The sequence below is a fragment of the Stenotrophomonas sp. YJH_SMC_101-4 genome (genome assembly GCF_059370395.1).
Map to the genome: position 1 here is coordinate 919,699 of NZ_JCAFTP010000001.1, position 20,975 is coordinate 940,673.

Sequence of the window (20,975 nt, forward strand, 5' to 3'; positions counted from 1 at the left end):
GCCTGAGGTCGATGGCGCGCCACCTGCTGGGGGCGTTGTTCCTGCTGTCGGCCGCAACCACCCGGGCCAGCGCGCCGCCGGATGCTCCCCCGGTGTACTTCGACTGGTTCGAGTACCGCGGCAATGACCAGGCGTTTGAAGTGCCCCTGCCGGCCGGCCACTACCGCAATCCTGTCCTGGCCGGCTTCCATGCCGATCCCAGCATCGTGCGCGCGAACGGCCGGTTCTACCTGGTCAATTCCAGCTTCACCTACTTCCCGGGCATTCCGGTGTTCGAAAGTGCCGACCTGGTGCACTGGAAGCAGATCGGCAACGTGATTGACCGCCCCACGCAACTGGATTTCGACGGCCTGAGCGTCTCGCGCGGCATCTTCGCGCCGACCATCGAGTACCACGACGGCACCTTCTACGTAACCACCACCGCCACCGACAGTGGTGGCAACTTCATCGCCACCGCGCGTGATCCGGCCGGTCCGTGGTCCGATCCGCACTGGCTGCCCGGCATCGATGGCATCGACCCATCACTGTTCTTCGACGATGACGGCAAGGTATACCTGGTCAACAACGATGCACCGCCCGGCCCGCCGCGCTACGACGGGCACCGCGCCATCTGGATGCAGCAGATCGATCTGGCGGCATTCAGGCCGGTCGGGCCGCGCCGGGTGCTGGTTGATGGAGGCGTGGAGCCGGCGAAGAATCCCATCTGGATCGAGGGACCGCATATCTACAAGCGGGAGGGCTGGTATTACCTGTCCGACGCTGAAGGAGGTACCGGGCCGCAGCATTCGCAGGTGGTGCTGCGCAGCCGCACGGCGTGGGGCCCCTACGTTCCCTATACGGGCAATCCGATCCTGACCCAGCGAGAACTGCCGGATGACCGTCCGCTTCCGATCACCAATGCCGGCCATGCCGACCTGGTCGAAGGCCCGGATGGCTCGTGGTGGGCGGTGTTCCTGGCCAGCCGCAACTACCAGAAGCGGCACTACAACACCGGGCGCGAGACCTACCTGTTGCCGGTGCGCTGGCAGGATGGCTGGCCGCAGATCCTGCCGGTTGACCGGGCCATTCCCTATGTGGCCAAGGCCCCCGCGTGGATGCAGGGCGAGGCATCCCAGGCCCCTTCGACCGGCAATTTCGTAGCGCGCGACAATTTCGATGGCCCGACGCTTGATCCACAGTGGCTGCGCGTGCGGGTGCCCCGGCATGCCTGGGCCGACCTGGCCACGCGCCCCGGCATGCTGGCCGTGCATCCGCTTGCCGAGGATCTGGACACGCTGCGCAATCCGACGTTTCTCGGCCGGCGCCAGCAGCATCTGCGCTTCGAGGCGAGCACCGCGATGACCCCGCCAGCTTCCGGAGTCGCCGCCGGCCTGGCGGCGTTCCAGAGCGAGGCGTACTGGTACTTCCTTGGCGTTCGTGACCTTGGCGGGGGGCGCCTCTCGCTCTTCCTCGAAGCGCGCGACGGTGGCCGCAGCACGCGGACGCTGGCCAGCCGTGAAGTACCGGTGCCTGCAGCACTGCGCCTGAAGATTGCCGGCAACGAGGGCGACTATGCGTTCTCGTTCGACACCGGCGATGGGCAGGGCTGGCAACTGCTCGCAGGCGGGGTGGACGGCACCGTTCTGAGTACGGACCGGGCAGGCGGCTTCGTGGGCGCACTGCTGGGTCCTTTCGCGCGCGACGAGCGCACCGGGAGAAGCAAATGAGGCTGTCGATTTCGTCCAAGGCCCGCCGCCGTACCTTGCGCGGTGGGGCCGCCCTGTTCGTACTGACCTGCGTGGCGGCCGCCGCGTCCGCGGCCGCGCCACGGCCCTGGCTGGACGTTTCGGCCAGCTTCGAGCAACGGGCCGCCGCACTCGTCGCGCAGATGACGCTGGAAGAGAAGGCCGCGCAGATGCAGAACGCCGCGCCGGCGATCGAACGGCTGGGGGTACCCGCCTACGACTGGTGGAACGAGGGGCTGCACGGCGTCGCACGGGCAGGGCAGGCCACGGTGTTTCCGCAGGCAATCGGCCTGGCCGCGACCTTCGATGTACCGTTGATGGGGCAGGTGGCCACGACCATCAGCGACGAGGCCCGCGCAAAGCACCACCAGTTCCTCCGCGAAGGCTTGCACGGGCGTTACCAGGGGCTGACCTTCTGGTCGCCGAACGTCAACATCTTCCGCGACCCGCGCTGGGGCCGCGGACAGGAAACCTATGGCGAGGACCCGTACCTCACCGCGCGCATGGGCGTGGCCTTCGTACGTGGCCTGCAGGGCGACGACCCCGTCTACCGCAAGCTGGACGCCACCGCCAAGCATCTGGCCGTGCACAGCGGACCGGAGGCCGACCGCCATCACTTCGATGCACGGCCCAGCCGGCGCGACCTGTATGACACATACCTTCCGGCGTTCGAGGCGCTGGTGAAGGAGGGCGACGTCGATGCTGTCATGGGCGCCTACAACCGCGTGTACGGCGAGTCCGCCAGTGCCAGCCGTTTCCTGCTGCGCGATGTGCTGCGACGCGACTGGGGCTTCAAGGGCTACGTGGTCTCGGACTGCTGGGCCATCGTCGATATCTGGAAGCACCACCGTATCGTCACCACGCGCGAAGCCGCTGCGGCGCTGGCGGTGAGGAACGGCACCGAGCTGGAATGCGGCCAGGAGTACGCCACATTGCCCTCGGCCGTGCGCCAGGGGCTGATCAGCGAGGCGGAGATCGACGATGCAGTGACCCGCCTGTTCACCGCACGGATGCGCCTGGGCATGTTCGACCCAGCGGAGCGGGTGCGCTGGGCGCGCATTCCCGCCTCGGTGAACCAGGCGCCGGCCCATGATGCGCTCGCGCTCAAGGCCGCGCAGGCATCGCTGGTGCTGCTGAAGAACGACGGCATCCTGCCACTGTCACGCAACACCAGGCGCATTGCCGTGGTTGGACCCACCGCCGACGACACCATGGCGCTGCTCGGCAACTACTTCGGCACACCGGCCGCGCCGGTGACGATCCTGCAGGGCATACGCGAGGCGGCCAAGGGCGTTGAAGTGCGTTATGCCCGCGGCGTCGACCTCGTGGAAGGCCGTGACGATCCCGGCGCCACACCGCTGATCGAGCCGACCTACCTGCGGCCCTCGGCGGACTCGCCCGAGCGTGGCCTGCGCGGTGAGTACTTCCGCACGCCCGACCTGTCCGGCACTCCGGCACTGGTGCGTACCGACGCGCAGATCGGCTTCCGCTGGGACCGCGGCTCGCCGACCGACAACCTGCTGGCACGTGGCGAAGCGGCACCGGGGCAGGGGATTCCCAACGACCGCTTCAGCATCCGCTGGAGTGGCCAACTGCTGCCACCCGTGTCCGGCCGTTACCGGCTGGAGGTGGCCGGCGATGATGGCTACCGCCTGTATCTGGACGGCAAGCGTGTGATCGATCATTGGGTGAATACTGATCGCCTGCATGCCGGGGGCGTCGAACTGGACCTGCAGGCCGGGCGTGCCTATGCGCTGACACTGGAGTACTACGACGACCAGCGCGATGCGGGCGTGCGCCTTGGGTGGCGCATGCCCGGCGCCAAGGCGCCCTTCGACGAAGCGCTGGATGCAGCACGCGATGCCGATGTGGTGGTGTTCGTCGGTGGCCTCACCGGCGATGTCGAAGGCGAAGAGATGACGGTCAACTACCCGGGCTTTGCCGGTGGCGACCGTACCGACCTGCGGCTGCCCGCGCCGCAGCGCACCCTGCTGGAGGCCCTGCACGGCACCGGCAAGCCGGTGGTGATGGTGCTCACCGGTGGCTCGGCCATCGCCGTGGACTGGGCGCAGGCGCATCTGCCGGCGATCCTGATGAGCTGGTATCCGGGGCAACGCGGCGGCACCGCTGTCGGCCAGGCACTGTTCGGCGACGTCAATCCCTCCGGCCGTTTGCCGGTCACGTTCTACAAGGCCGGCGAAGCGATGCCGGCATTCGACGACTACGCCATGGAGGGCCGCACCTATCGCTACTTCCGCGGCACGCCGCTGTATCCGTTCGGTCACGGTCTGTCGTATACGCGGTTCGACTATGGAACGCTCCGCCTCGATGCAGACAGCCTCCGCGCCGATGGCCGCCTGGGCGTGGCAGTGGATGTCGCCAACACGGGCACGCGCAGCGGTGACGAAGTGGTACAGCTGTACGTGCGGCGCGAGCACGCCGGCAGCGGCGATGCCGTGCAGGAACTGCGTGGCTTCCAGCGCGTCCAGCTGGCCCCGGGCGAACGCCGCACGGTGACGTTCACCCTGGAGGCGGCGCAGGCCCTGCGCCACTATGACGAGGCGCGTGCGGCGTACGCAGTGCAGCCCGGTGCCTACGAGGTCAGGGTGGGGGCGTCCAGTGCCGATATACGTGCGCGGGGCAGGTTCACCGTGGTGCCCGCGCATGACTGATCGCCCCCGCCGGCATCGATTCCCCTTCGACCAGATTCCTTTTCAAGGATGTCCGCTGCATGGCAAGCACTGAACACGCGCTATCGGTACGCGAGAAGCTCGGCTACAGCCTGGGCGATCTCGCCGCCAACCTGATCTTCCAGACCCTGATCACGTACCTGGCATTCTTCTACACCGACGTCTACCGCCTGCCAGCTGCCACCGCGGCCACGCTCATCTTCGTGGTCGGCCTGCTGGGTGCGTTCGTGTTCACGCCGTTGATCGGCATCGCGGCTGACCGAACGTCCACCCGCTGGGGCCGCTTCCGCCCGTGGATCCTGTGGACGGCCATTCCCTTTGGCGTACTGTCACTGCTGGCGTTCAGCACCCCCGACCTGGGCGAGCGCGGAAAGGTGATCTATGCACTGGCCACCTACGCGCTGCTGGTCTGCGTTTACGCCGCGAACAACCTGCCGTACTCCGCGTTGAGCGGCGTGCTGACCGGCAGCATGGCCCAGCGCAACAGCCTGTCGGCCTACCGCTTCGTGGCCGTGATGATCGCGCAGTTCATCATCCAGGTGCTGCTGATGCCGCTGGTGCTGATCCTGGGCAATGGCGACCGGGTGCGCGGCTTTGAACAGGTCATGACCGCCTTCGCACTGATCGGCACGGTGTTCTTCCTGATCACCTTCGCCACCACCCGCGAGCGCATCGTGCCGACGCGCGAGCAGACCGGCGGCATAGTGCAGGACCTGTCGGACCTGCTGCACAACCGCCCGTGGCAGGTGATGCTGGCGCTGACCGTGCTGGTGTTCATCAACCTGGCGTTGAAAGGCGGCACCTACATCTATTACTTCCAGTACTACATGAGCGAAGCGGCGCTGGCCGGCTTCCTGGAAAACTCAGGCTTCAACGGCCTGATCAGTGCATTGAATGGCGCCCTGGCCAGCGCCGGTTTCGCGGCGTTCACCTGGCCGAAGGATGCGGCCACCTCGGCGTTCAGCCTGTTCAACGCGTGCGGCATCCTCTGCATGATCCTGGGTATCGGCGCATCACGGCGGCTGGCGGATCGCTTCGGCAAGCGCGATGTCTTCGGTGGCGCCCTGTTTGTCTCGACCCTGTTCCTGCTGGCCTTCTACCTGTTCCCCCCGACGGCGGTGGCGGTGGCGTTCGCAGCCTTCATGCTGCATGGCTTCTGCTATGGCATCACCATCCCGTTGCTGTGGGCGATGATCGCCGACGTCGCGGACTACTCGGAGTGGAAGAACCATCGAAGGGCAACGGCGATCATCTTCTCGGCGATGTTGTGCGGGCTGAAGATCGGCCTCAGCGTCGGAGGCGCGCTGGTCGCCGCGATCCTTGCCCACTACGGCTACCAGGCAGGACTGGCGCAACAGCCTGAGGGCGTGGTGCAGGGCATCCGCTTGACCGTAAGCGTCTACTGCTCCCTTCCTTTCCTGCTCGCCGTGGCGCTGCTGTTCTTCTACAGGATCGACAAGCGCACCGAAACCCGCATCGAGCAGGACCTCCACCTGCGTCGACGTTCCGCCGACGCCTCCGCGTAACGCCAAGATGACAACCATGATCGACCTCCATGCCGGCGAAGACGGCCAGGCCAGCAAAGCCCGTCTTGCGCAGCTCACCGCACACGCCATTTCGCAACCGCTGGTGACCCACATCTACACCGCCGACCCTTCGGCGCACGTGTTCGAGGGGCGCCTGTACATCTATCCCTCGCACGACATCGACGGTGGCCAGCCATTCGACGACGAAGGTGGCCATTTCGGCATGCAGGATTACCATGTGCTGAAGATGGATACGCCCGATAGCGCGGCCATGGATTGCGGCATGGCGCTGCACGTGCGCGACGTGCCCTGGGCGCGGAAACAGATGTGGGCCCCCGATGCCGCCTGCCGCGATGGCCACTACTACCTGTACTTCCCGGCCAAGGACGCCGAGGGCCGATTCCGCATTGGCGTGGCGATCGGTACGCGGCCGGAGGGCCCGTTCGTGCCCCAGCCGGAGCCGATCAAGGGCGCGTACTCGATCGACCCGGCCGTGTTCGAAGACGAGGATGGCAGCCACTACCTGTACTTCGGCGGCATCTGGGGCGGGCAGCTGCAGAAGTATCGTGACAACCAGTACAGCGAGGCCCACGAGGAACCCGAGGGCAGCGCGCCGGCCCTGGGGCCGCGCGTGGGCCGCCTGGACGCCTGCATGACCGAGCTGGCCGAACCCACCCGCGAAGTGCAGATCCTGGATGAGCATGGCCAGCCGCTGCGTGCGGACGACCATGCGCGCCGCTTCTTCGAAGGCCCGTGGCTGCACAGGTACCAGGGTCGCTACTATCTGTCGTACTCCACTGGCAACACCCACCAGCTGTGCTACGCCATCGGCGACAGCCCGTATGGCCCGTTCACCTACGCTGGCGTGATCCTCACCCCCGTCGTGGGCTGGACCACCCACCACTCCATCTGCCAGTTCGAAGGGCAGTGGTACCTGTTCTATCACGATGCGCTGATGTCCGGCGGCATCACCCACCTGCGCTCGGCCAAGTGCACGCCGCTGCACATGGAGCCGGACGGAAGCATCCGCACGATCAATCCGTATGGGGCCTGAGCGCATGCTGCCGGTGGATGATGCGCTGGCCCCGCTGCCGGCCGGTGAACTGCACTGGCTGAGATGCGGCGAACTGGAGGTTGCGCTCGCCGCAGGGGCGGGCGGGCGCGTGGCGCACCTGCGTTACCAGGGCGTGGAGTGGCTGGTGGATGCGCAGGAGGGCGGGGCGGCTGCGATCGCCTGGGGCTGCTACCCGATGGTGCCCTGGGCCGGGCGCATCCGCCATGGAACGTTCCGCTTTGATGGCAGGCCGCATCGGCTGCCGCTCAACTTCGACGGGCATGCCATTCATGGGTTGGGCTTCTCGCGACCGTGGCAGATCGACCGGCTGGATGCGGCGACAGCCAGGTTGGCGCTGGCGTTGCCGCACGACGGCTACTGGCCCTTCGGTGGCATTGCCATGCTGGACCTGCAGCTGCAGGCCCACACCCTGCAGATGCGCCTTTCGGTCCAGGCCGGCGAGCAGGCGATGCCGGCGGTGCTGGGCTGGCATCCCTGGTTCCGGAAGCCGGACCGGCTGCTGTTCACGCCTCGTGCGATGTACCCGCGGGACGAGGAAGGTATTGCCACGCTGCCCTGTGTGGATCCCACTACCGGTCCCTGGGATGACTGCTTCATCGCCGACAGCGACATCACGCTGATACGCGAAGGCCAGCGCCTGCGGCTGCGCTCGGACCACGACCATTGGGTGGTCTACGACGGCACGCCGCACGCCACCTGTGTCGAGCCGCAGAGCGGTCCGCCGGACGGCTTCACGCTGGCGCCGCACCGGCTGGAGCCCGGCCAGCGCCTCGCGTTGACGTTCGACCTGGCGTGGGCGGCGGACAGCACCTGAAACCCCGGCCAGGGCAGGCGATCATCCGGGTGCCGGACGGTCGGTACGCCGCCTGGACCGGCCGTGGACCCGGTGCCTGACACGGGCCGCGCCCAGGACCACCTGACATTTCCTACAGGTTCCAGTCGATCCGCATGCCCGCGATCAGCGCATCCGGCAGGTCGTGCTGGCGTGCGGGCTCATTGAACTGGTCGGGGTGCACGATGTAGTGCAGGTTCGGTGCAACACGAAGCTGCGGGGTGAGCTGGATGCCATAGCTCAGCTCCATCATCACCTGGCTCCCGTGCGGGGTGCCGCTGCCACCGGCTGCGGCGCGGGCGAGGCGCAGGTCTTCCAGCGCCATGCTGCTGTACTTCTGCTGGGTCACGACGAAAGCGATGCTGTCCTGCGGCCGCCGGGCGAACGTGCCTTTCTGCACCAGCCCGGCCTGCAGGAAATGATCCTCGATCAACTGGCCGGAGGTGCCCTTGAGCGCCGCACCGAAAAGGGTCAGGCCACGGCCGCTGCCATCACTGCTGAGCTGCTGCTCGAAGCGGGCGAACGCGCCGGAGCGACCGTGACGTGTTGCGTATTCCTGACCACTGAGCAGCGCCGGGATGCCGTTGGCATCGCGCAGCGGGTCGCGGTAGGTCGAGTTGTCCTGCCAGCCACCCAGTTCGTAGCGAGCCTTCAAGCGCGCCGACGCTGGGCTGCGCCAGCCGATCGTGTAGGGCACGATCCACCCGGTGGCCTGGTTCGTGCTCCATTTCAGACCGTGCTGGCCATCTTCGGCCTGGCTCGGGTCGACCTGGTACGCGCCGACGCGTACGTAGACATCCGGCGTCACCCATGCCGTGGCATCAGCCATCCAGCTCGATACCGGCCACCAGGTGAAGTTGCTGGTACGGAATACGTAGGTCGGGTTGCCGCAGGCCGAGTTGCCTTGGAAGTACTGGCACAGCTCCGAACCGAGATGATGGATGTTGGCGACGCTGCGTCCCGCCTCAAGCACCAGCCGGTCGTCCAGCAGTTTCTGCTCCAGCGTCAGGTTGGCCAGGCGCGTGCCCTGGCCACCGTAGATTTCCTGCACCGAGGTGCTGTTGCCCGTGCTGCTGTTGGCGAGGTTGGTGCCATGACGATTGATGCCGTAGGCCTTGATCGTCGCGCCTCGCCAGCCAAACGCAGCGTCCAGGTCCACGTCGGCACCGAACATCAGCTGGCCGGCATAGGCCGTGCCGCTGCGCTTGCCACCGTCGAGCGTGGCGGCTGCTTCGCCGGTGTAGGTGAGCTTCGGAGCGAAGAGGTCGCTCGCGTCGGCGGCTGCGGCCAGTGATGGCAGGGCCAGCAGGATCACTGTCGGCAGCAGGCGGCGGGAAGGGGAGGTCATGGGCGAGTTCCTTTTACAGGGTGCGAGCCGTGACCGGCTTCTTGAGCACGCGCAGCGCGACCGCGGTGACGGCCACGCCGGCCACGAGTGCCAGCAGGTAGATGCCAAGGTGGGTGACCGCGTTCGGGATCGGTAGCACGAACACGCCGCCGTGCGGCACCTTCAGTTCGACGCCTGCGGCCATCGAGATCGCGCCGGCCACGGCAGAACCAAGGATCAGCGCCGGAATGGTGCGCAGCGGATCACGCGCGGCGTAGGGGATCGCGCCTTCGGTCACGAAACTGAGGCCAAGCACGCCAGCGGCACCGGCCGTGCCACGCTCCTCGGCAGTGAAGCGGTTGCTGAACAGCCATGTCGCCAGTGCGATACCCAGCGGCGGCGTCATGCCGCCGATCATCGTCGCCGCCATCGGCGTGTAGACCTGGCTGGAAATCAATGCGGTAGAGAAGGCGTAGGACGCCTTGTTGACGGGTCCGCCCATGTCCACCGCCATCATGCCGCCCAGCAGCAGGCCAAGCAGGATCGCGCTGCTGCCTTGCATGCCGCGCAGCCAGTCGGTCAGCCAGGCCAGCAGCCCGGCCACCGGCGTACCGATTACATACATCATCAACAGGCCGGCCAGCAGCGTGCCCAGCACCGGCAGGATCAGCACCGGCTTGAGGCCTTCCAGGCTGCGCGGCAGGCGCAGCGCACGGTTGATCCAATGCACGCCGTAGCCGGCGATGAAACCGGCCAGGATACCGCCGATGAAGCCCGCATCCATGTTGACTGCCACCAATCCCCCGATCATGCCCGGGGCGATGCCCGGGCGATCGGCGATGGAGTAGGCGATGTAGCCGGCCAGTGCCGGCACCATCAGCATGAAGCCGGACTTGGCGCCGATCTGGAACAGCGACCAGGCCAGCGTGCCCTTGTGTGCATCGTCGAAGGCATAGATGCCGCCGAGCGCGAACGCCAGTGCGATCAGCAGGCCGCCGGCAGTGACGAACGGCAGCATGAACGACACGCCGGTCATCAGGTGCTTGTAGGGGCCGGTCACCCTGGCCTTCTCGGTGGTGCGACCTGAAGCCACCGTGCCGGTCTGCACGCCAGCTTCGGCCAGCGCCTTGCGGATCAGGTTCTGGCCGTCATTGATCGCCGGCTTGGTGCCGCTCTTGAACAGGCGTTTGCCAGCAAAGCGCGACAGATCAACTTCGCGGTCGGCGGCGATCAGCACCAGGTCGGCGGCGGCGATTTCGTCGTCGCTCAACGCGTCCTGCGCGCCGACCGAGCCCTGGGTTTCCACCCGGATAGCGTGGCCCAGTGCCTTGGCCGCCTGCTGCAGGCCTTCGGCCGCCATGAACGTGTGGGCAATGCCGGTCGGGCAGGAGGTGACGGCGACGATGCGCTTGCCCGCGTCATCCCTGGAAGGGAGTGCCGATGCTGCGGCGAGCTGCGCCAGCACGGCGAGCGGGTCGTCCAGTACTTCGCCGAGGCCGGCGCGCACGATCTGGGCATTGCCGAAGCGGGCGCTGTCCGCCTCGCCGTCACCCACCAGCAGCAGCTGCGTTGCGGCGGCAGCCTGCGCGCCGGGCAGTGCCCCGGTCACGCCCTGATCGCTGCGGATTTCGATCGCCAATTCGACCCTTTGCTGGCGTGCGGCGCGGCGCAGCGCTTCGGCGGCAAGAACGGCCTCGATGCTGCGTTCGCCAGCGGCGATGACTACGATGGAAGCTTGCATGGCAACTCCTGGAATTCTTCGGGTTCGTCCTTGCAGGGGCCATCGGTGGCCCAAGGCCAGCCGCAGCCCCCTCTGCAGGGGTTTCAATCCAACCGCTCGATCAGTACATCGCCGGTCCACGCGCGCACCTGCGCCGGGTCCAGCCGTCGCGCGTCGCCACTCTCCAGCCGGCTCATCGAGAACGCCGTGGCCAGTCGCGCACAACCGGTCAGGTCGAGGGAGGGCTCCAACAAGGCGGCGGCGATGCCGGCGACCATGGCGTCGCCGGCACCGACCGTACTTCCCTGCGCCAGTCGCGCCGGCCGTGCAACCCGGGCGCCGCTGCGATCAATGAACAGCGCGCCGTCGGCGCCCATCGAGATCGCTACGAGTGCAACTCCACGTTCGACCAAGGCCCGGCCCGCGGCGCGCAGGGCGCTGCGATCCAGCAGCGGCGTGCCGGCCCATGCCTCCAGCTCATGGCGGTTGGGCTTGACCGCGTAGGGCAGTGCACCCTGTGCACCACTCAACGCCGCGGCAAGCGCGTCGCCACTGGTATCCAGCAGTACGCGCGCGCCGGCGGCGCGCACCTGCGCCTGCAGTCGGGCCCATGCATCGGCTTGCAGCCCGGACGGAAGGCTGCCGGACAGCACCACTGGCAGCTCCGGCTGGAGCAGTGCGTCGAGTCGGCGCGATACCGCGTCCAGATCGGCGTCACACAGTGACAGGCCGGGCAGGTTGATGTCGGTGGTCTCGCCGTTGGCGTCTTCCACCAGCTTGATGTTGGTGCGGGTACGGCCCGGAACGCGCAGACACGCGTCTGCGATGCCCCGATCGGAAAACAGTGCGCTGAACACGCCGTCGTTGCCATCGCCGAGCACGCCCAGCGCAGTGGTCGGCACGCCCCAGTCTGCCAGGCAGGCGGCCACGTTGATGCCTTTGCCGCCGGCGTCGTCGCGGGAACTGCGGGCGCGATGCACGTGACCCGGTTGCAGGTTCGCCAGCCGCACGGTCTGGTCGATTGCCGGGTTCAGGGTAATGGTGACGGCGCGGGAACTCATGCGCGCGCTCCATCGAGGGCACGCACCTGCTCAGCGGTTTCGCAGTCCAGCGCCGTCGCAGCCAGCGTTCGCAGATCGGCCAGCGCGCTGCCACGCAGGCGTGCTTTCACGGCCGGGATGTCGTTCGGGGTCATCGACAGTTCGTCCACGCCCAGGCCGGCCAACAGCAGTGCGCCGAACGGATCGCCGGCCAGCCCGCCACAGACTCCCACCCAGCGCCCATGCAGTCGTGCGCCTTCCACCGTGGCGCGGATCGCGCGCAGCACGGCCGGATGCAGGCTGTCGGCCTCTGCGGCAAGCTCCGGATTCTGGCGGTCGATCGCCAGCACGTACTGGGTCAGGTCGTTGGTACCTATCGAGAAGAAGTCGGCGTGGCGGGCAAGCACATCGCTCTGGGCGGCAGCGGCCGGCACTTCGATCATGATGCCGATCGGCACGTCGGGCGCCTCGAGTTCGGTGCGCAGGCGCTCGCAGATGGCGCGCAGAGCGACCAGCTCGGGCACCGAGGTGATCATCGGGAACATGATGGACAGGCGTGCACCGTCCTTGGCTGCGCGATACAGCGCACGCAGCTGCGGTTCCAGAAGATCCGGGCGGCGCAGCAGCAGGCGCGCGCCGCGCACGCCGAGGAACGGGTTTTCCTCGTGTGGCAGCTCCAGGTGGGCGACCTGCTTGTCGCCACCGATATCGAGCGCGCGCACGATCAACGGACGGCCGTCCAGCGCGTTGGCCATCGCCATGTAGGTTGCGTACTGCTCCTCCTCGCTGGGCGTGCTGCCGCGTTCGAGGAACAGGAATTCGGTGCGCATCAGGCCGACACCTTCCGCGCCCTGTTCCAGCGCCAATGGCACCTGCTCGGGCAGGTTCACGTTGGCGCCGATGTCGATGCGATGGCCATCGGTGGTCTGCGCTGGCTGCGCACGTTGCGCCGCTTCTCGCGCGCGGATCTGCTGCTGCCCAGCGATCCAGGCGCGAGCCGAAGCAAGATCTGCCTCGGAGGGGGACAGGTAGAGCCGCCCGCTGCTGCCGTCGATGATCGCCTCGCGGCCGGCCTGGATCGCCAGCAGTTCGGCGCCACCGGCAACCAGCGCCGGCAGGCCGAGCGTGCGCGAGAGGATTGCAGTGTGTGAGGTGGGACCGCCCAGTGCGGTGGCGAGGCCGAGCACGCGGGTGGTGTCGAGGTTGGCGGTATCCGAGGGCGACAGGTCGGCGGCAAGCAGGATGCACGGCTGCGCCGGCAGATCGGCCAGGCCGCCACCGGCCGCAGAGGGGTCAAGCTGCGCCAGTACGCGCCGACCCACATCGCGCAGGTCGGCAGCGCGCCCGGCCAGCACCGGATTGCCCAGCGCCGCCAGCCCGGAGGCGATCTGCTCGATGGCCTGGTGCCACGACCAGGCGACACCATGACCTTCAACCATCAGCTGGCAGGTGCGGGTAATCAGGTCGGTGTCGTCAAGCAGCGCAGCCTGCGCCTTGAAGATCGCAGCATCCGAAGCGCCAAGGCGGCGCTGCGTGTCGTCCTGCAGTGCGGCCAGCTGCTGGCGGGTGCGACCGAGTGCATCCTGCAGGCGTGCGCCGCCCTCGCCGAGCGGGGCAGGGCGATCGGCAACATCGGCCTGCGCGCTGGCCAGTACATGCACCGGTCCGATGGCCAGTCCGGGGCTGGCGCCGATGCCGACGATCGCCGCCTGCGCTTCGGGTGGACTCCAGCCCGCGACCGGCGCTGCCTTTCGCTGTGCTGCACGCTCCGCATCGGTCTTTTCCTGCGCCACCAGCCCATCCATGACCTTGCGCAGTGCGGCCAGCAGGGCGTGGGCATCGGCACCCTCGGCAGAAACACTAACGGCATCGCCCTCGCGAAGCCCGAGCTGCAGCAGCGCCACCAGACTCTTGGCATCGGCCACCTGATCGCCCGCGCGCACCTGCGCACGGGCCGTGAAACCCCGCGCCGTCTCTGCCCAGCGCGTGGCCGGGCGCGCGTGCAGTCCACTGGGGTAAGCGATGGTCCAGTCGAAGCGCTCGGCCAGGTCCGCCACCGGCACGTGGGCTGCCGTGACCGCGACATCACTGGCCAGCGCATTGACGATGTCGCTCGCATCGGGGGTGGTGAACAACCGCTGCAGCGCGGCCTCATCCTGGATCAGCCGGGTCAGGCGGCGCAGCAGGGTAATGTGGGTATCGGACTGGGCAGCGATGCCAACCACCAGACGGGTGACCTGCCCCGGATTCCATTCCACGCCTTCCGGCAACTGCAGCACGGCAATGCCATCGCGGCGCACCAGATGGCGGTCCTCGCCAAGCCCGTGCGGGATTGCCACACCATGGCCGAGGAAGGTGTTGGCCAGCGCTTCGCGCCGTCCCATGCTGGCCTCGTACCCCGGCGCCACGCAGCCGGCCGCGACCAGCATCTGCGCGACCTGGGCGATCGCATCGGTCTTGTCCTGCGCCCGCGCGTCCAGGCGGATCAGTTCCCGGCTGACGGGGGAGGGGAAGGTCTGGGGCGACAAAGGGCGGCTCCGGCAAAAGGATGGCTGGACATATTGGGAACGTTCCCACTGCCTATTTCAATGTGCACTGCACAAAATGCCAATAGCTCTTTGGCGTTAGAATTGTCCTGAACAGCCGCCGGGCCATGGCAGGCGCACTTTTCCGGGAACGTTTCCAATGAGTATCAGCATCAATGACGTCGCGCGTGTAGCGGGGGTATCCAAGTCCACCGTGTCGCGGGTGCTCGGGGGCGGCCCGGTCAGCGAAGAGGTTCGCGGCCGGGTCGAGGTGGCGATCCGCCAGACCGGCTATCGGCCGAACCTGCAGGCAAGACGGCTGCGCTCCCGGCACACCGGCATCATCGGGTTGATCGTTGCGGATATCCGCAACCCGTTCTTCACTGCGCTTATCCGTGCGGTGGAGGAGGTCGCCTATCGCGAAGGCCTGCGCGTCACGCTCTGCAACACCGATGAAGACCCCGAGCGCGAGGCGCTGTATCTTCAGTTGATGCACGAGGAGCGCATCAGTGGACTGATCTTTGCGCCCACACGGACCACGGTGGGGCGGCTGGAACGGCTCGCGCTGGACTTCCCGACGGTACTGGTGGACCGCGCCGCGGCCAGCGGGTCGATCGACAGCGTGGTGCTGGACAATCCCGCGGCGATGGGCGCCCTGGTCGAGCATCTCGTCGAGCGTGGCTATCGCCGCATCGGCGGCCTGTTCGGCAGCACCAGCACCACGGCGGCCGAGCGCCGCGACGGCTATCTTGCTGCGATGCGCACGCACGGGTTGGAGCCGGATTACCGCGAAGTCGAGCCAACGGCCGAGGCCGCCATCGCGACAGTCGAGCAGTGGCTGGCCGCGCCATCGCGCCCCGAAGCACTGGTCACCAGCAACAGCCTGCTGTTGATGGGGGCATTGAAAGCCGCCCGCGGCGCAGGGCTGGCGATTCCAGACGCGTTGGCACTGGCCGGCTTCGACAACGAACGCTGGACCGAGCTGGTCGTGCCGGGCATCACCGTGCTTGAGCAACCGGTTGAGGAGATGGGGCGGGCCGCGATGTCGATGCTGCTTGAACGCCTGCGCACGCCGGAGCTGCCGGTGCGCCGACTTGTGATGACGGGCCGGTGCGTGGTCAGAGGGTCGACGGCTGCGCGATAGTTGGACGCCCGATTGCGGCGACCCTGAGAGCGCCGTCCGGGTGTTGGCGGGCCAGCCGTTGTCTGTTACAAGCCATCTGTACACGCAGACACGATGGATGCTCGCCTTGTCAGAGCCTTATTCAGCGCTGCTCCGCCTGCAGTTGTGCCACGAAGATCTCTCCAGATGGCTGGCGGCGCCCATGCCCGCAGCATCCCGATGGTCCGACTGGCGATGCATCGCCGGCCAGTGGCACCTGGGCAACGGCGAATACCTGGCCTCTTCAAGCGACGAGGCGTTGGATCACCTGCTCGCGGACTGCCAGGCGCTGCTGGCTCGCTACCCCGACAATCGCGCCGCATTGAACGCCTTCCTGGCATCTGCACAGGCTGAAAATATCCGGGTTGCCGCCTATGACCACAGCAGCACGCATTTTGTTGCAGGATCGCTGACATATTCGGAAAGCCTCTACGATCTCATCGCGTTTCTCGCTGTGGCACGAGGCGCCGCCGACTTCCTGAAGGCGGGCGACCGGGGCGTGGTACTGATCCACGACTACCTATGGGCCGAGGAAGGTGAGCGGGAGACCGTTGCCGCGATTGCGCTGGTCGGCCAGGGGGACTCCAGCTTCCTGCCTTCCACGGACCTGGATACCGCGACCGCGCCCTTCGAGACATTGGTGGAGGCCATGCTGGAAGCCCAGGACGACCCGGAGTTTCATCCGCGCAACCAGCTCGATCGACTTTGACCAACGCCGCGTGGAACCCACAGAGACGACCACCAAGGGCCCCGACATGAAAGGACATCACCCCCCCCACGTGCGCCGCCGCATGCGTCGGCTCTTCGCATTTGGCCTCTGCGCCCTGGCTGGATACGCCTTCGCCGGAACAACGCAACCGGCACGCACCTGGCTTGTCAGTGGAGCCGAACTCATCACCCTGCTGCAGGGCAAAGGCGCTGATGGGTTCTGCGACGGCGAGCAGTGCCGGAACCTGTCCAGCGCGCGCGCCAGCGCCTATATCCAGGGCGTTGCCGATGCCAGCCGCGGCCAGTGGTGTGGGCAGGGCCAGATCCTTCCACATGAGCTGGTGGATCGTGTTTCTTCCCATCTCCGGCAACTGCCCCGCGAGCGATTGCAGCAGGATGCGTCTCCTCTGGTTGTCGAAGGGCTGCGGGCGGCGTTTCCTTGCGGTGGCGGCACGACACCGCATGGCAGTGCCGAGCCCGGCAAAGATGGATGACACAGGCCGCCACCCGCGTGGCGACTGTACGAGTGCTCTACACGCGCGCGGCACGATGCGCTCATGGCAGCCGGCATCCGCGCGGGCCACACTGCATGTTCCGTCTGTAGCCGGAGCGGTGCAATCAGTGCGCGGACGGCTCGGTACGGGCGTCCCCCACCACGCGTCGAACGGTCTCCCGCAACTGATCGATGTGGAAGGGTTTGGCCACGAAAGCTGCGCGGCGGTGGCGCTGCGGCACCAGCTGGTTGTAGACGGCAGAGACGAACAGATAGGGGATGCCGAGCTCCGCCAGGCGATCAGCCACGGGAAACACCACGCCGTCACGGAGTTCGACATCCAGCACGGCGCCGTCGAACCGCTGGGTGTCCAACAGTCCCAGCGCGTCGAACACGCTGTACGCGTGTGTCACCTGGTCGCCTGCGTCTTCAAATGCGTGTTCCATCAGTGCTGCCAGGTCGAGCTGGTCTTCCACCAGCAGCAGGTTGCATCTGCGCTGGTTCAATCCGGATTGCATGTGTGTAGCCTGTGTCGCGACGGGAACCCAGTCTGTGCTGTGCTGCATCAACGTGATGCGTGCGGGTTGTCAGCCCGATGCGAAGCCCTTGAAGCGCGCTGGCAGCACCGTGGAGGCGGCGTGGAGGACCGGTTGGAGTGCGTTGACAGCGTCTTGGCACGTGCCATGGATACTGCCGCCGTCCCCACACTGGAGCTCCTGTCATGCCGCTATCCGGAACCGACGCTGCCTCTCGCTCTCCGCGCGTGCTGCGTGTCGAATGCATGCCACTGGACTGCGGCGGCGCTGCAATCGTAGTGGAGCTGGATCGCATGCCTGAACGGACGTGGATGAAGTCGTTGAGGCGAGTCCTGCAGGCTGACGACGCCCTGGAGGGCGCGCAGGCCAAGTTCGATGGGCGTTTCGTGTATGTCGTGGGGGTTGAGGGCGGCGGTCATCGCGCGCAACATCGCGTAGCCCAGGCACTGATGGCGACGGAAGGTGCATTCGCCTCGGGTGCCGGCCTCCAGCGCCCGAGCGCCGGCACGGCACTGTCCGGCACGATGACGACCTGACTGCAGACCGGGCCCGGCCCAGCGTTGCTGGTGGATGGCGGTCCGCCCATCGTCCTGCTGCGATGCACGTTCTCGTCGGCCGCCTTTTCTTTTTCCAGCGTCTCCAGCAGCAGCGGCAGGGCGTCCTGTAGCCCGGCTGCCTGGCCATCGCGGCAATGGTGCCGTAGGACGCAATCCCGCAATGCCCGGCCTTCGTGCTGCTGAAGAAACGCTGCGCACACTCCTTACGAAAGGCGCGAGTACACGCCTGCTGCGCCTTCCGAGCACGCCTTCAGTTCACACCCTTCACCCCCCAGCGGCGAGAATGTCCCACTGGACGCAGCCATGCGCGTCCGGCCCACTGCCTTCAGGAACACCGAGATGTCCAACACCCCCTATGGCGAGTCGTCATGTGCTGCCGCAGCCAGCGGCTGCATCGAAGTCCGTGGTGCGCGCGAGCACAACCTGAAGAATGTCGATGTCTCCATTCCGCGCAATGCACTGGTGGTGTTCTCCGGCGTGTCGGGATCCGGCAAGTCCTCGTTGGCCTTCGGCACGGTTTTCGCCGAGGCGCAGCGGCGCTACTTCGAATCCGTCGCACCCTATGCGCGCCGCCTGATCGACCAGGCGGGCGTGCCCGATGTGGATGCCATCGACGGGCTGCCCCCGGCGGTCGCCCTGCAGCAGCAGCGCGGTGCCAGCAATGCGCGCTCCTCGGTGGGCAGCGTGACCACGCTGTCCAGCCTGGTGCGCATGATGTTTTCGCGGGCGGGAGCCTACCCGGCCCACCAGCCCATGCTGTACGCCGAAGACTTCTCGCCCAACACCCCACAGGGCGCCTGCAGCACCTGCCATGGCCTGGGGTATGTCTACGAAGTGACTGAAGCACTGATGGTTCCGGACCCGTCGCTGAGCATCCGCGAGCGCGCCATCGCGTCCTGGCCACCGGCATGGCATGGCCAGAACCTGCGCGACATCCTGGTCACGTTGGGCTACGACATCGATGTGCCGTGGAAGAAACTGCCGAAGAAGGACCGTGAGTGGATCCTGTTCACCGAGGAGACGCCCACCGTGCCGGTCTATGCCGGCTTCACGCCGGCCGAGACCCGTACCGCACTCAAGCGCAAGCAGGAGCCCAGCTACATGGGCACCTATACCGGCGCGCGCCGTTACGTGCTGCACACCTTTGCCAACACCCAGAGCGCCTTGATGCGCAAGCGTGTTTCGCGCTACATGGAAGGCAAGCTGTGCCCCGCCTGCCACGGAAAGCGCCTGAAGCCGGAGGCGCTTTCGGTCACCTTTGCCGGTGTGGATATCGGCGAGTTCATGCGGCTGCCATTGGACCAGCTGGCGGCGTTGCTCGAGCCCATCGCGCGGGGCGACTTCAGTGCACACAGCCACGGCGCGCGTTCCAGCAGGCGTGCAACGCCCCGCGATCGCGCCAAGCGGGCAGCAAGTGGCCGCGCGACCCACGAAGGCGCACCCGACGTGCGCCTGACCTCAGCCTTGTCTGAGGAAAAGCGCCTGGCGGCACAACGCCTGGCGGGCGGGGTCATGGCGCGTGTACGGCAACTGCGCGAGCTCGGCCTGGGCTATCTATCACTTGATCGCGCCACGCCCACGCTGTCGGCCGGCGAACTGCAGCGCCTGCGGCTGGCCACGCAGCTCAGCTCGTTGCTGTTTGGCGTGCTGTACGTGCTCGACGAACCCTCGGCCGGCCTGCATCCGGCCGACAGCCAGGCGCTGTACGACGCACTGGAACGGCTGCGCGACGGCGGTAACTCAGTGTTCGTTGTTGAACATGATCTGGAGCTGATGCGCCGCGCGCAGTGGCTGGTGGACGTGGGACCGGAGGCCGGCGAGCGGGGAGGGCGCGTGCTTTACAGCGGCGAACCCGATGGCCTGCGCCAGGTAAAGGATTCGCGCACGGCCCGGTATCTGTTCGACCAGGTGCCTGCGCCTGCCAGCCGGCAGCGCAGTGCCAACAGCTGGCTCGAACTGAAGGGCATCCATCGCCACAACCTGCAGGGCGTGGACGCGCAGGTGCCGCTGGGGCTGCTGACAGCAGTGACCGGCATTTCCGGATCGGGCAAGTCCAGCCTGATGGCACAAGCGCTGCCCGAGCTGATGCTGCTGCACCTGGGGCACGAGCCCGTGGACGACAGCGCCGACAGCACGCCCCCGGATGGGCCGACCGTGATGGAAGCGACGCGGGGCCAGCTGGCCGGCGATGTGGACGCCATTCAACGCGTGGTGCAGGTCGACCAGAAGCCCATCGGCCGCACGCCACGATCCAACCTGGCCACCTACACCGGCCTGTTCGACCACGTGCGCAAGCTGTTCGCCGCAACGCCAGACGCGCGCCGCCGTCGCTTCGATGCGGGACGCTTCTCGTTCAACGTGGCCAAGGGCCGGTGCGAGACCTGCGAAGGCGAGGGCTTCGTCAGTGTCGAACTGCTGTTCATGCCAAGCGTCTATGCGCCGTGCCCGACCTGCCATGGCGCCCGCTACAACGAGGCCACGCTGAAGGTGTTGTGGAACGACCGCAACATCGCCGAGGTCCTGCAGATGACGGTCGACCAGGCGCAGGCGTTCTTCGCCGAAGAAGACGCCATTGCCCGCCCGCTGCAGTTGCTGCAGGAAATCGGTCTGGGCTACCTGCGGCTGGGCCAGCCGGCCACCGAGCTTTCAGGCGGTGAGGCACAGCGCATCAAGCTGGCGACCGAGCTGCAGCGCAGCCAGCGCGGGCGCACGCTGTATGTGCTGGATGAGCCCACCACCGGCCTGCATGCATCGGACGCGGACAGGTTGCTGGCGCAGCTGCAACGGCTGGTTGAGGCTGGCAACACCGTGGTGATGATCGAGCACGATATGCGTTCTGTCGCACAGGCGGACTGGGTGATTGATGTCGGGCCAGGTGCAGGCGGCGCGGGTGGCACCATCGTGGCGAAGGGCACGCCGCAACAGGTGGCCCGCGCCAAGGGAAGCAGGACGGCGCCGTTCCTTGCGCGCGAGCTGGGGCAGGCCAGCTGACGCCATCTCATCTGGGGCTGGACGCATTCTGTTGTACTGTGGGAGTACTCGCAGCGCCCATCAGCGAGA

The 20,975-nt window shown here is 67.2% G+C and carries 15 protein-coding genes; 10 read left to right on the forward strand and 5 right to left on the reverse strand.

The window, feature by feature from the left end; all coding sequences use genetic code 11:
- Nucleotides 1–11: 11 nt before the first annotated feature.
- The 5 genes from AC5P8D_RS04205 to AC5P8D_RS04225 are packed head-to-tail and all read left to right on the forward strand — an operon-like array spanning nucleotide 12 to nucleotide 7,829.
- The gene (locus tag AC5P8D_RS04205) at nucleotides 12–1,706 is read left to right on the forward strand and encodes a glycoside hydrolase family 43 protein (RefSeq protein ID WP_495203178.1); all 1,695 of its coding nucleotides are present in this window, start codon (nucleotides 12–14) and stop codon (nucleotides 1,704–1,706) included.
- On the forward strand, nucleotides 1,703–4,396 hold the full coding sequence (locus AC5P8D_RS04210; protein WP_495203100.1) for a glycoside hydrolase family 3 protein: 2,694 nt from the start codon (nucleotides 1,703–1,705) through the stop codon (nucleotides 4,394–4,396). Before AC5P8D_RS04205 ends, AC5P8D_RS04210 begins: the two co-directional genes overlap by 4 nt.
- A gap of 59 nt (nucleotides 4,397–4,455) precedes the next feature.
- Entirely contained in the window at nucleotides 4,456–5,940 is a 1,485-nt protein-coding gene (locus AC5P8D_RS04215) for an MFS transporter (RefSeq protein WP_495203101.1), read from the forward strand.
- Nucleotides 5,941–5,956: 16 nt separating this feature from the next.
- The gene (locus tag AC5P8D_RS04220) at nucleotides 5,957–6,994 is read left to right on the forward strand and encodes a glycoside hydrolase family 43 protein (protein ID WP_049455219.1); all 1,038 of its coding nucleotides are present in this window, start codon (nucleotides 5,957–5,959) and stop codon (nucleotides 6,992–6,994) included.
- Nucleotides 6,984–7,829: an aldose epimerase family protein gene (locus AC5P8D_RS04225; RefSeq protein WP_049455220.1), complete on the forward strand. Its 846-nt coding sequence runs from the start codon at nucleotides 6,984–6,986 to the stop codon at nucleotides 7,827–7,829. Before AC5P8D_RS04220 ends, AC5P8D_RS04225 begins: the two co-directional genes overlap by 11 nt.
- Nucleotides 7,830–7,941: 112 nt before the next feature.
- On the opposite strand, the gene AC5P8D_RS04230 is transcribed toward AC5P8D_RS04225, so the two are convergent.
- The 4 genes from AC5P8D_RS04230 to ptsP form a co-directional block, all read right to left on the reverse strand.
- Complete coding sequence (locus AC5P8D_RS04230; RefSeq protein ID WP_495203102.1) at nucleotides 7,942–9,195, reverse strand: carbohydrate porin; 1,254 nt, start codon at nucleotides 9,193–9,195, stop codon at nucleotides 7,942–7,944.
- A gap of 13 nt (nucleotides 9,196–9,208) precedes the next feature.
- Nucleotides 9,209–10,915 carry a PTS fructose transporter subunit IIC gene (locus AC5P8D_RS04235; protein ID WP_495203103.1) on the reverse strand — a complete coding sequence of 569 codons (1,707 nt, stop codon included), beginning with the start codon at nucleotides 10,913–10,915 and terminating at the stop codon, nucleotides 9,209–9,211.
- 83 nt (nucleotides 10,916–10,998) lie between these two features.
- Nucleotides 10,999–11,955 carry a 1-phosphofructokinase family hexose kinase gene (locus tag AC5P8D_RS04240; protein WP_100445732.1) on the reverse strand — a complete coding sequence of 319 codons (957 nt, stop codon included), beginning with the start codon at nucleotides 11,953–11,955 and terminating at the stop codon, nucleotides 10,999–11,001.
- Nucleotides 11,952–14,462: a phosphoenolpyruvate--protein phosphotransferase gene (gene ptsP / locus AC5P8D_RS04245; protein ID WP_495203104.1), complete on the reverse strand. Its 2,511-nt coding sequence runs from the start codon at nucleotides 14,460–14,462 to the stop codon at nucleotides 11,952–11,954. The genes AC5P8D_RS04240 and ptsP overlap by 4 nt, the downstream gene beginning before the upstream one ends.
- A 157-nt stretch (nucleotides 14,463–14,619) precedes the next feature.
- On the opposite strand from ptsP, the gene AC5P8D_RS04250 reads away from it, so the two are divergent.
- From AC5P8D_RS04250 to AC5P8D_RS04260, 3 genes are all read left to right on the forward strand, one after another.
- Complete coding sequence (locus tag AC5P8D_RS04250; RefSeq protein ID WP_433896941.1) at nucleotides 14,620–15,603, forward strand: LacI family DNA-binding transcriptional regulator; 984 nt, start codon at nucleotides 14,620–14,622, stop codon at nucleotides 15,601–15,603.
- Between the two features lie 97 nt (nucleotides 15,604–15,700).
- Nucleotides 15,701–16,330, forward strand: a complete 630-nt coding sequence (locus tag AC5P8D_RS04255; RefSeq protein WP_248853484.1) for a hypothetical protein — start codon at nucleotides 15,701–15,703, stop codon at nucleotides 16,328–16,330.
- 82 nt (nucleotides 16,331–16,412) lie between these two features.
- Complete coding sequence (locus AC5P8D_RS04260) at nucleotides 16,413–16,823, forward strand: Rap1a/Tai family immunity protein (protein WP_329763480.1); 411 nt, start codon at nucleotides 16,413–16,415, stop codon at nucleotides 16,821–16,823.
- Between the two features lie 124 nt (nucleotides 16,824–16,947).
- On the opposite strand, the gene AC5P8D_RS04265 is transcribed toward AC5P8D_RS04260, so the two are convergent.
- Nucleotides 16,948–17,340, reverse strand: a complete 393-nt coding sequence (locus tag AC5P8D_RS04265; RefSeq protein ID WP_109814582.1) for a response regulator — start codon at nucleotides 17,338–17,340, stop codon at nucleotides 16,948–16,950.
- Nucleotides 17,341–17,651: 311 nt separating this feature from the next.
- On the opposite strand from AC5P8D_RS04265, the gene AC5P8D_RS04270 reads away from it, so the two are divergent.
- A complete protein-coding gene (locus AC5P8D_RS04270; RefSeq protein ID WP_231298714.1) occupies nucleotides 17,652–17,894 on the forward strand; it encodes a hypothetical protein in 243 nt (80 codons plus the stop codon).
- A gap of 360 nt (nucleotides 17,895–18,254) precedes the next feature.
- Nucleotides 18,255–20,906, forward strand: coding sequence for an excinuclease ABC subunit UvrA (locus tag AC5P8D_RS04275; RefSeq protein WP_433896940.1), 2,652 nt, complete (start codon nucleotides 18,255–18,257; stop codon nucleotides 20,904–20,906).
- Nucleotides 20,907–20,975 lie beyond the last annotated feature (69 nt).

Bases quoted from the DNA above. Each gene is read 5' to 3' on its own strand.
- AC5P8D_RS04225 (WP_049455220.1), top strand. From the start codon at position 6,984: ATGGGGCCTGAGCGCATGCTGCCGGTGGATGATGCGCTGGCCCCGCTG.
- AC5P8D_RS04255 (WP_248853484.1), top strand. From the start codon at position 15,701: ATGCTCGCCTTGTCAGAGCCTTATTCAGCGCTGCTCCGCCTGCAGTTG.
- AC5P8D_RS04235 (WP_495203103.1), bottom strand. From the start codon at position 10,915: ATGCAAGCTTCCATCGTAGTCATCGCCGCTGGCGAACGCAGCATCGAG.
- AC5P8D_RS04265 (WP_109814582.1), bottom strand. From the start codon at position 17,340: ATGCAATCCGGATTGAACCAGCGCAGATGCAACCTGCTGCTGGTGGAA.
- AC5P8D_RS04270 (WP_231298714.1), top strand. From the start codon at position 17,652: ATGCCTGAACGGACGTGGATGAAGTCGTTGAGGCGAGTCCTGCAGGCT.
- AC5P8D_RS04240 (WP_100445732.1), bottom strand. From the start codon at position 11,955: ATGAGTTCCCGCGCCGTCACCATTACCCTGAACCCGGCAATCGACCAG.
- AC5P8D_RS04230 (WP_495203102.1), bottom strand. From the start codon at position 9,195: ATGACCTCCCCTTCCCGCCGCCTGCTGCCGACAGTGATCCTGCTGGCC.
- AC5P8D_RS04205 (WP_495203178.1), top strand. From the start codon at position 12: ATGGCGCGCCACCTGCTGGGGGCGTTGTTCCTGCTGTCGGCCGCAACC.
- AC5P8D_RS04220 (WP_049455219.1), top strand. From the start codon at position 5,957: ATGATCGACCTCCATGCCGGCGAAGACGGCCAGGCCAGCAAAGCCCGT.
- AC5P8D_RS04210 (WP_495203100.1), top strand. From the start codon at position 1,703: ATGAGGCTGTCGATTTCGTCCAAGGCCCGCCGCCGTACCTTGCGCGGT.
- AC5P8D_RS04250 (WP_433896941.1), top strand. From the start codon at position 14,620: ATGAGTATCAGCATCAATGACGTCGCGCGTGTAGCGGGGGTATCCAAG.
- AC5P8D_RS04260 (WP_329763480.1), top strand. From the start codon at position 16,413: ATGCGTCGGCTCTTCGCATTTGGCCTCTGCGCCCTGGCTGGATACGCC.
- AC5P8D_RS04215 (WP_495203101.1), top strand. From the start codon at position 4,456: ATGGCAAGCACTGAACACGCGCTATCGGTACGCGAGAAGCTCGGCTAC.
- AC5P8D_RS04275 (WP_433896940.1), top strand. From the start codon at position 18,255: ATGTCCAACACCCCCTATGGCGAGTCGTCATGTGCTGCCGCAGCCAGC.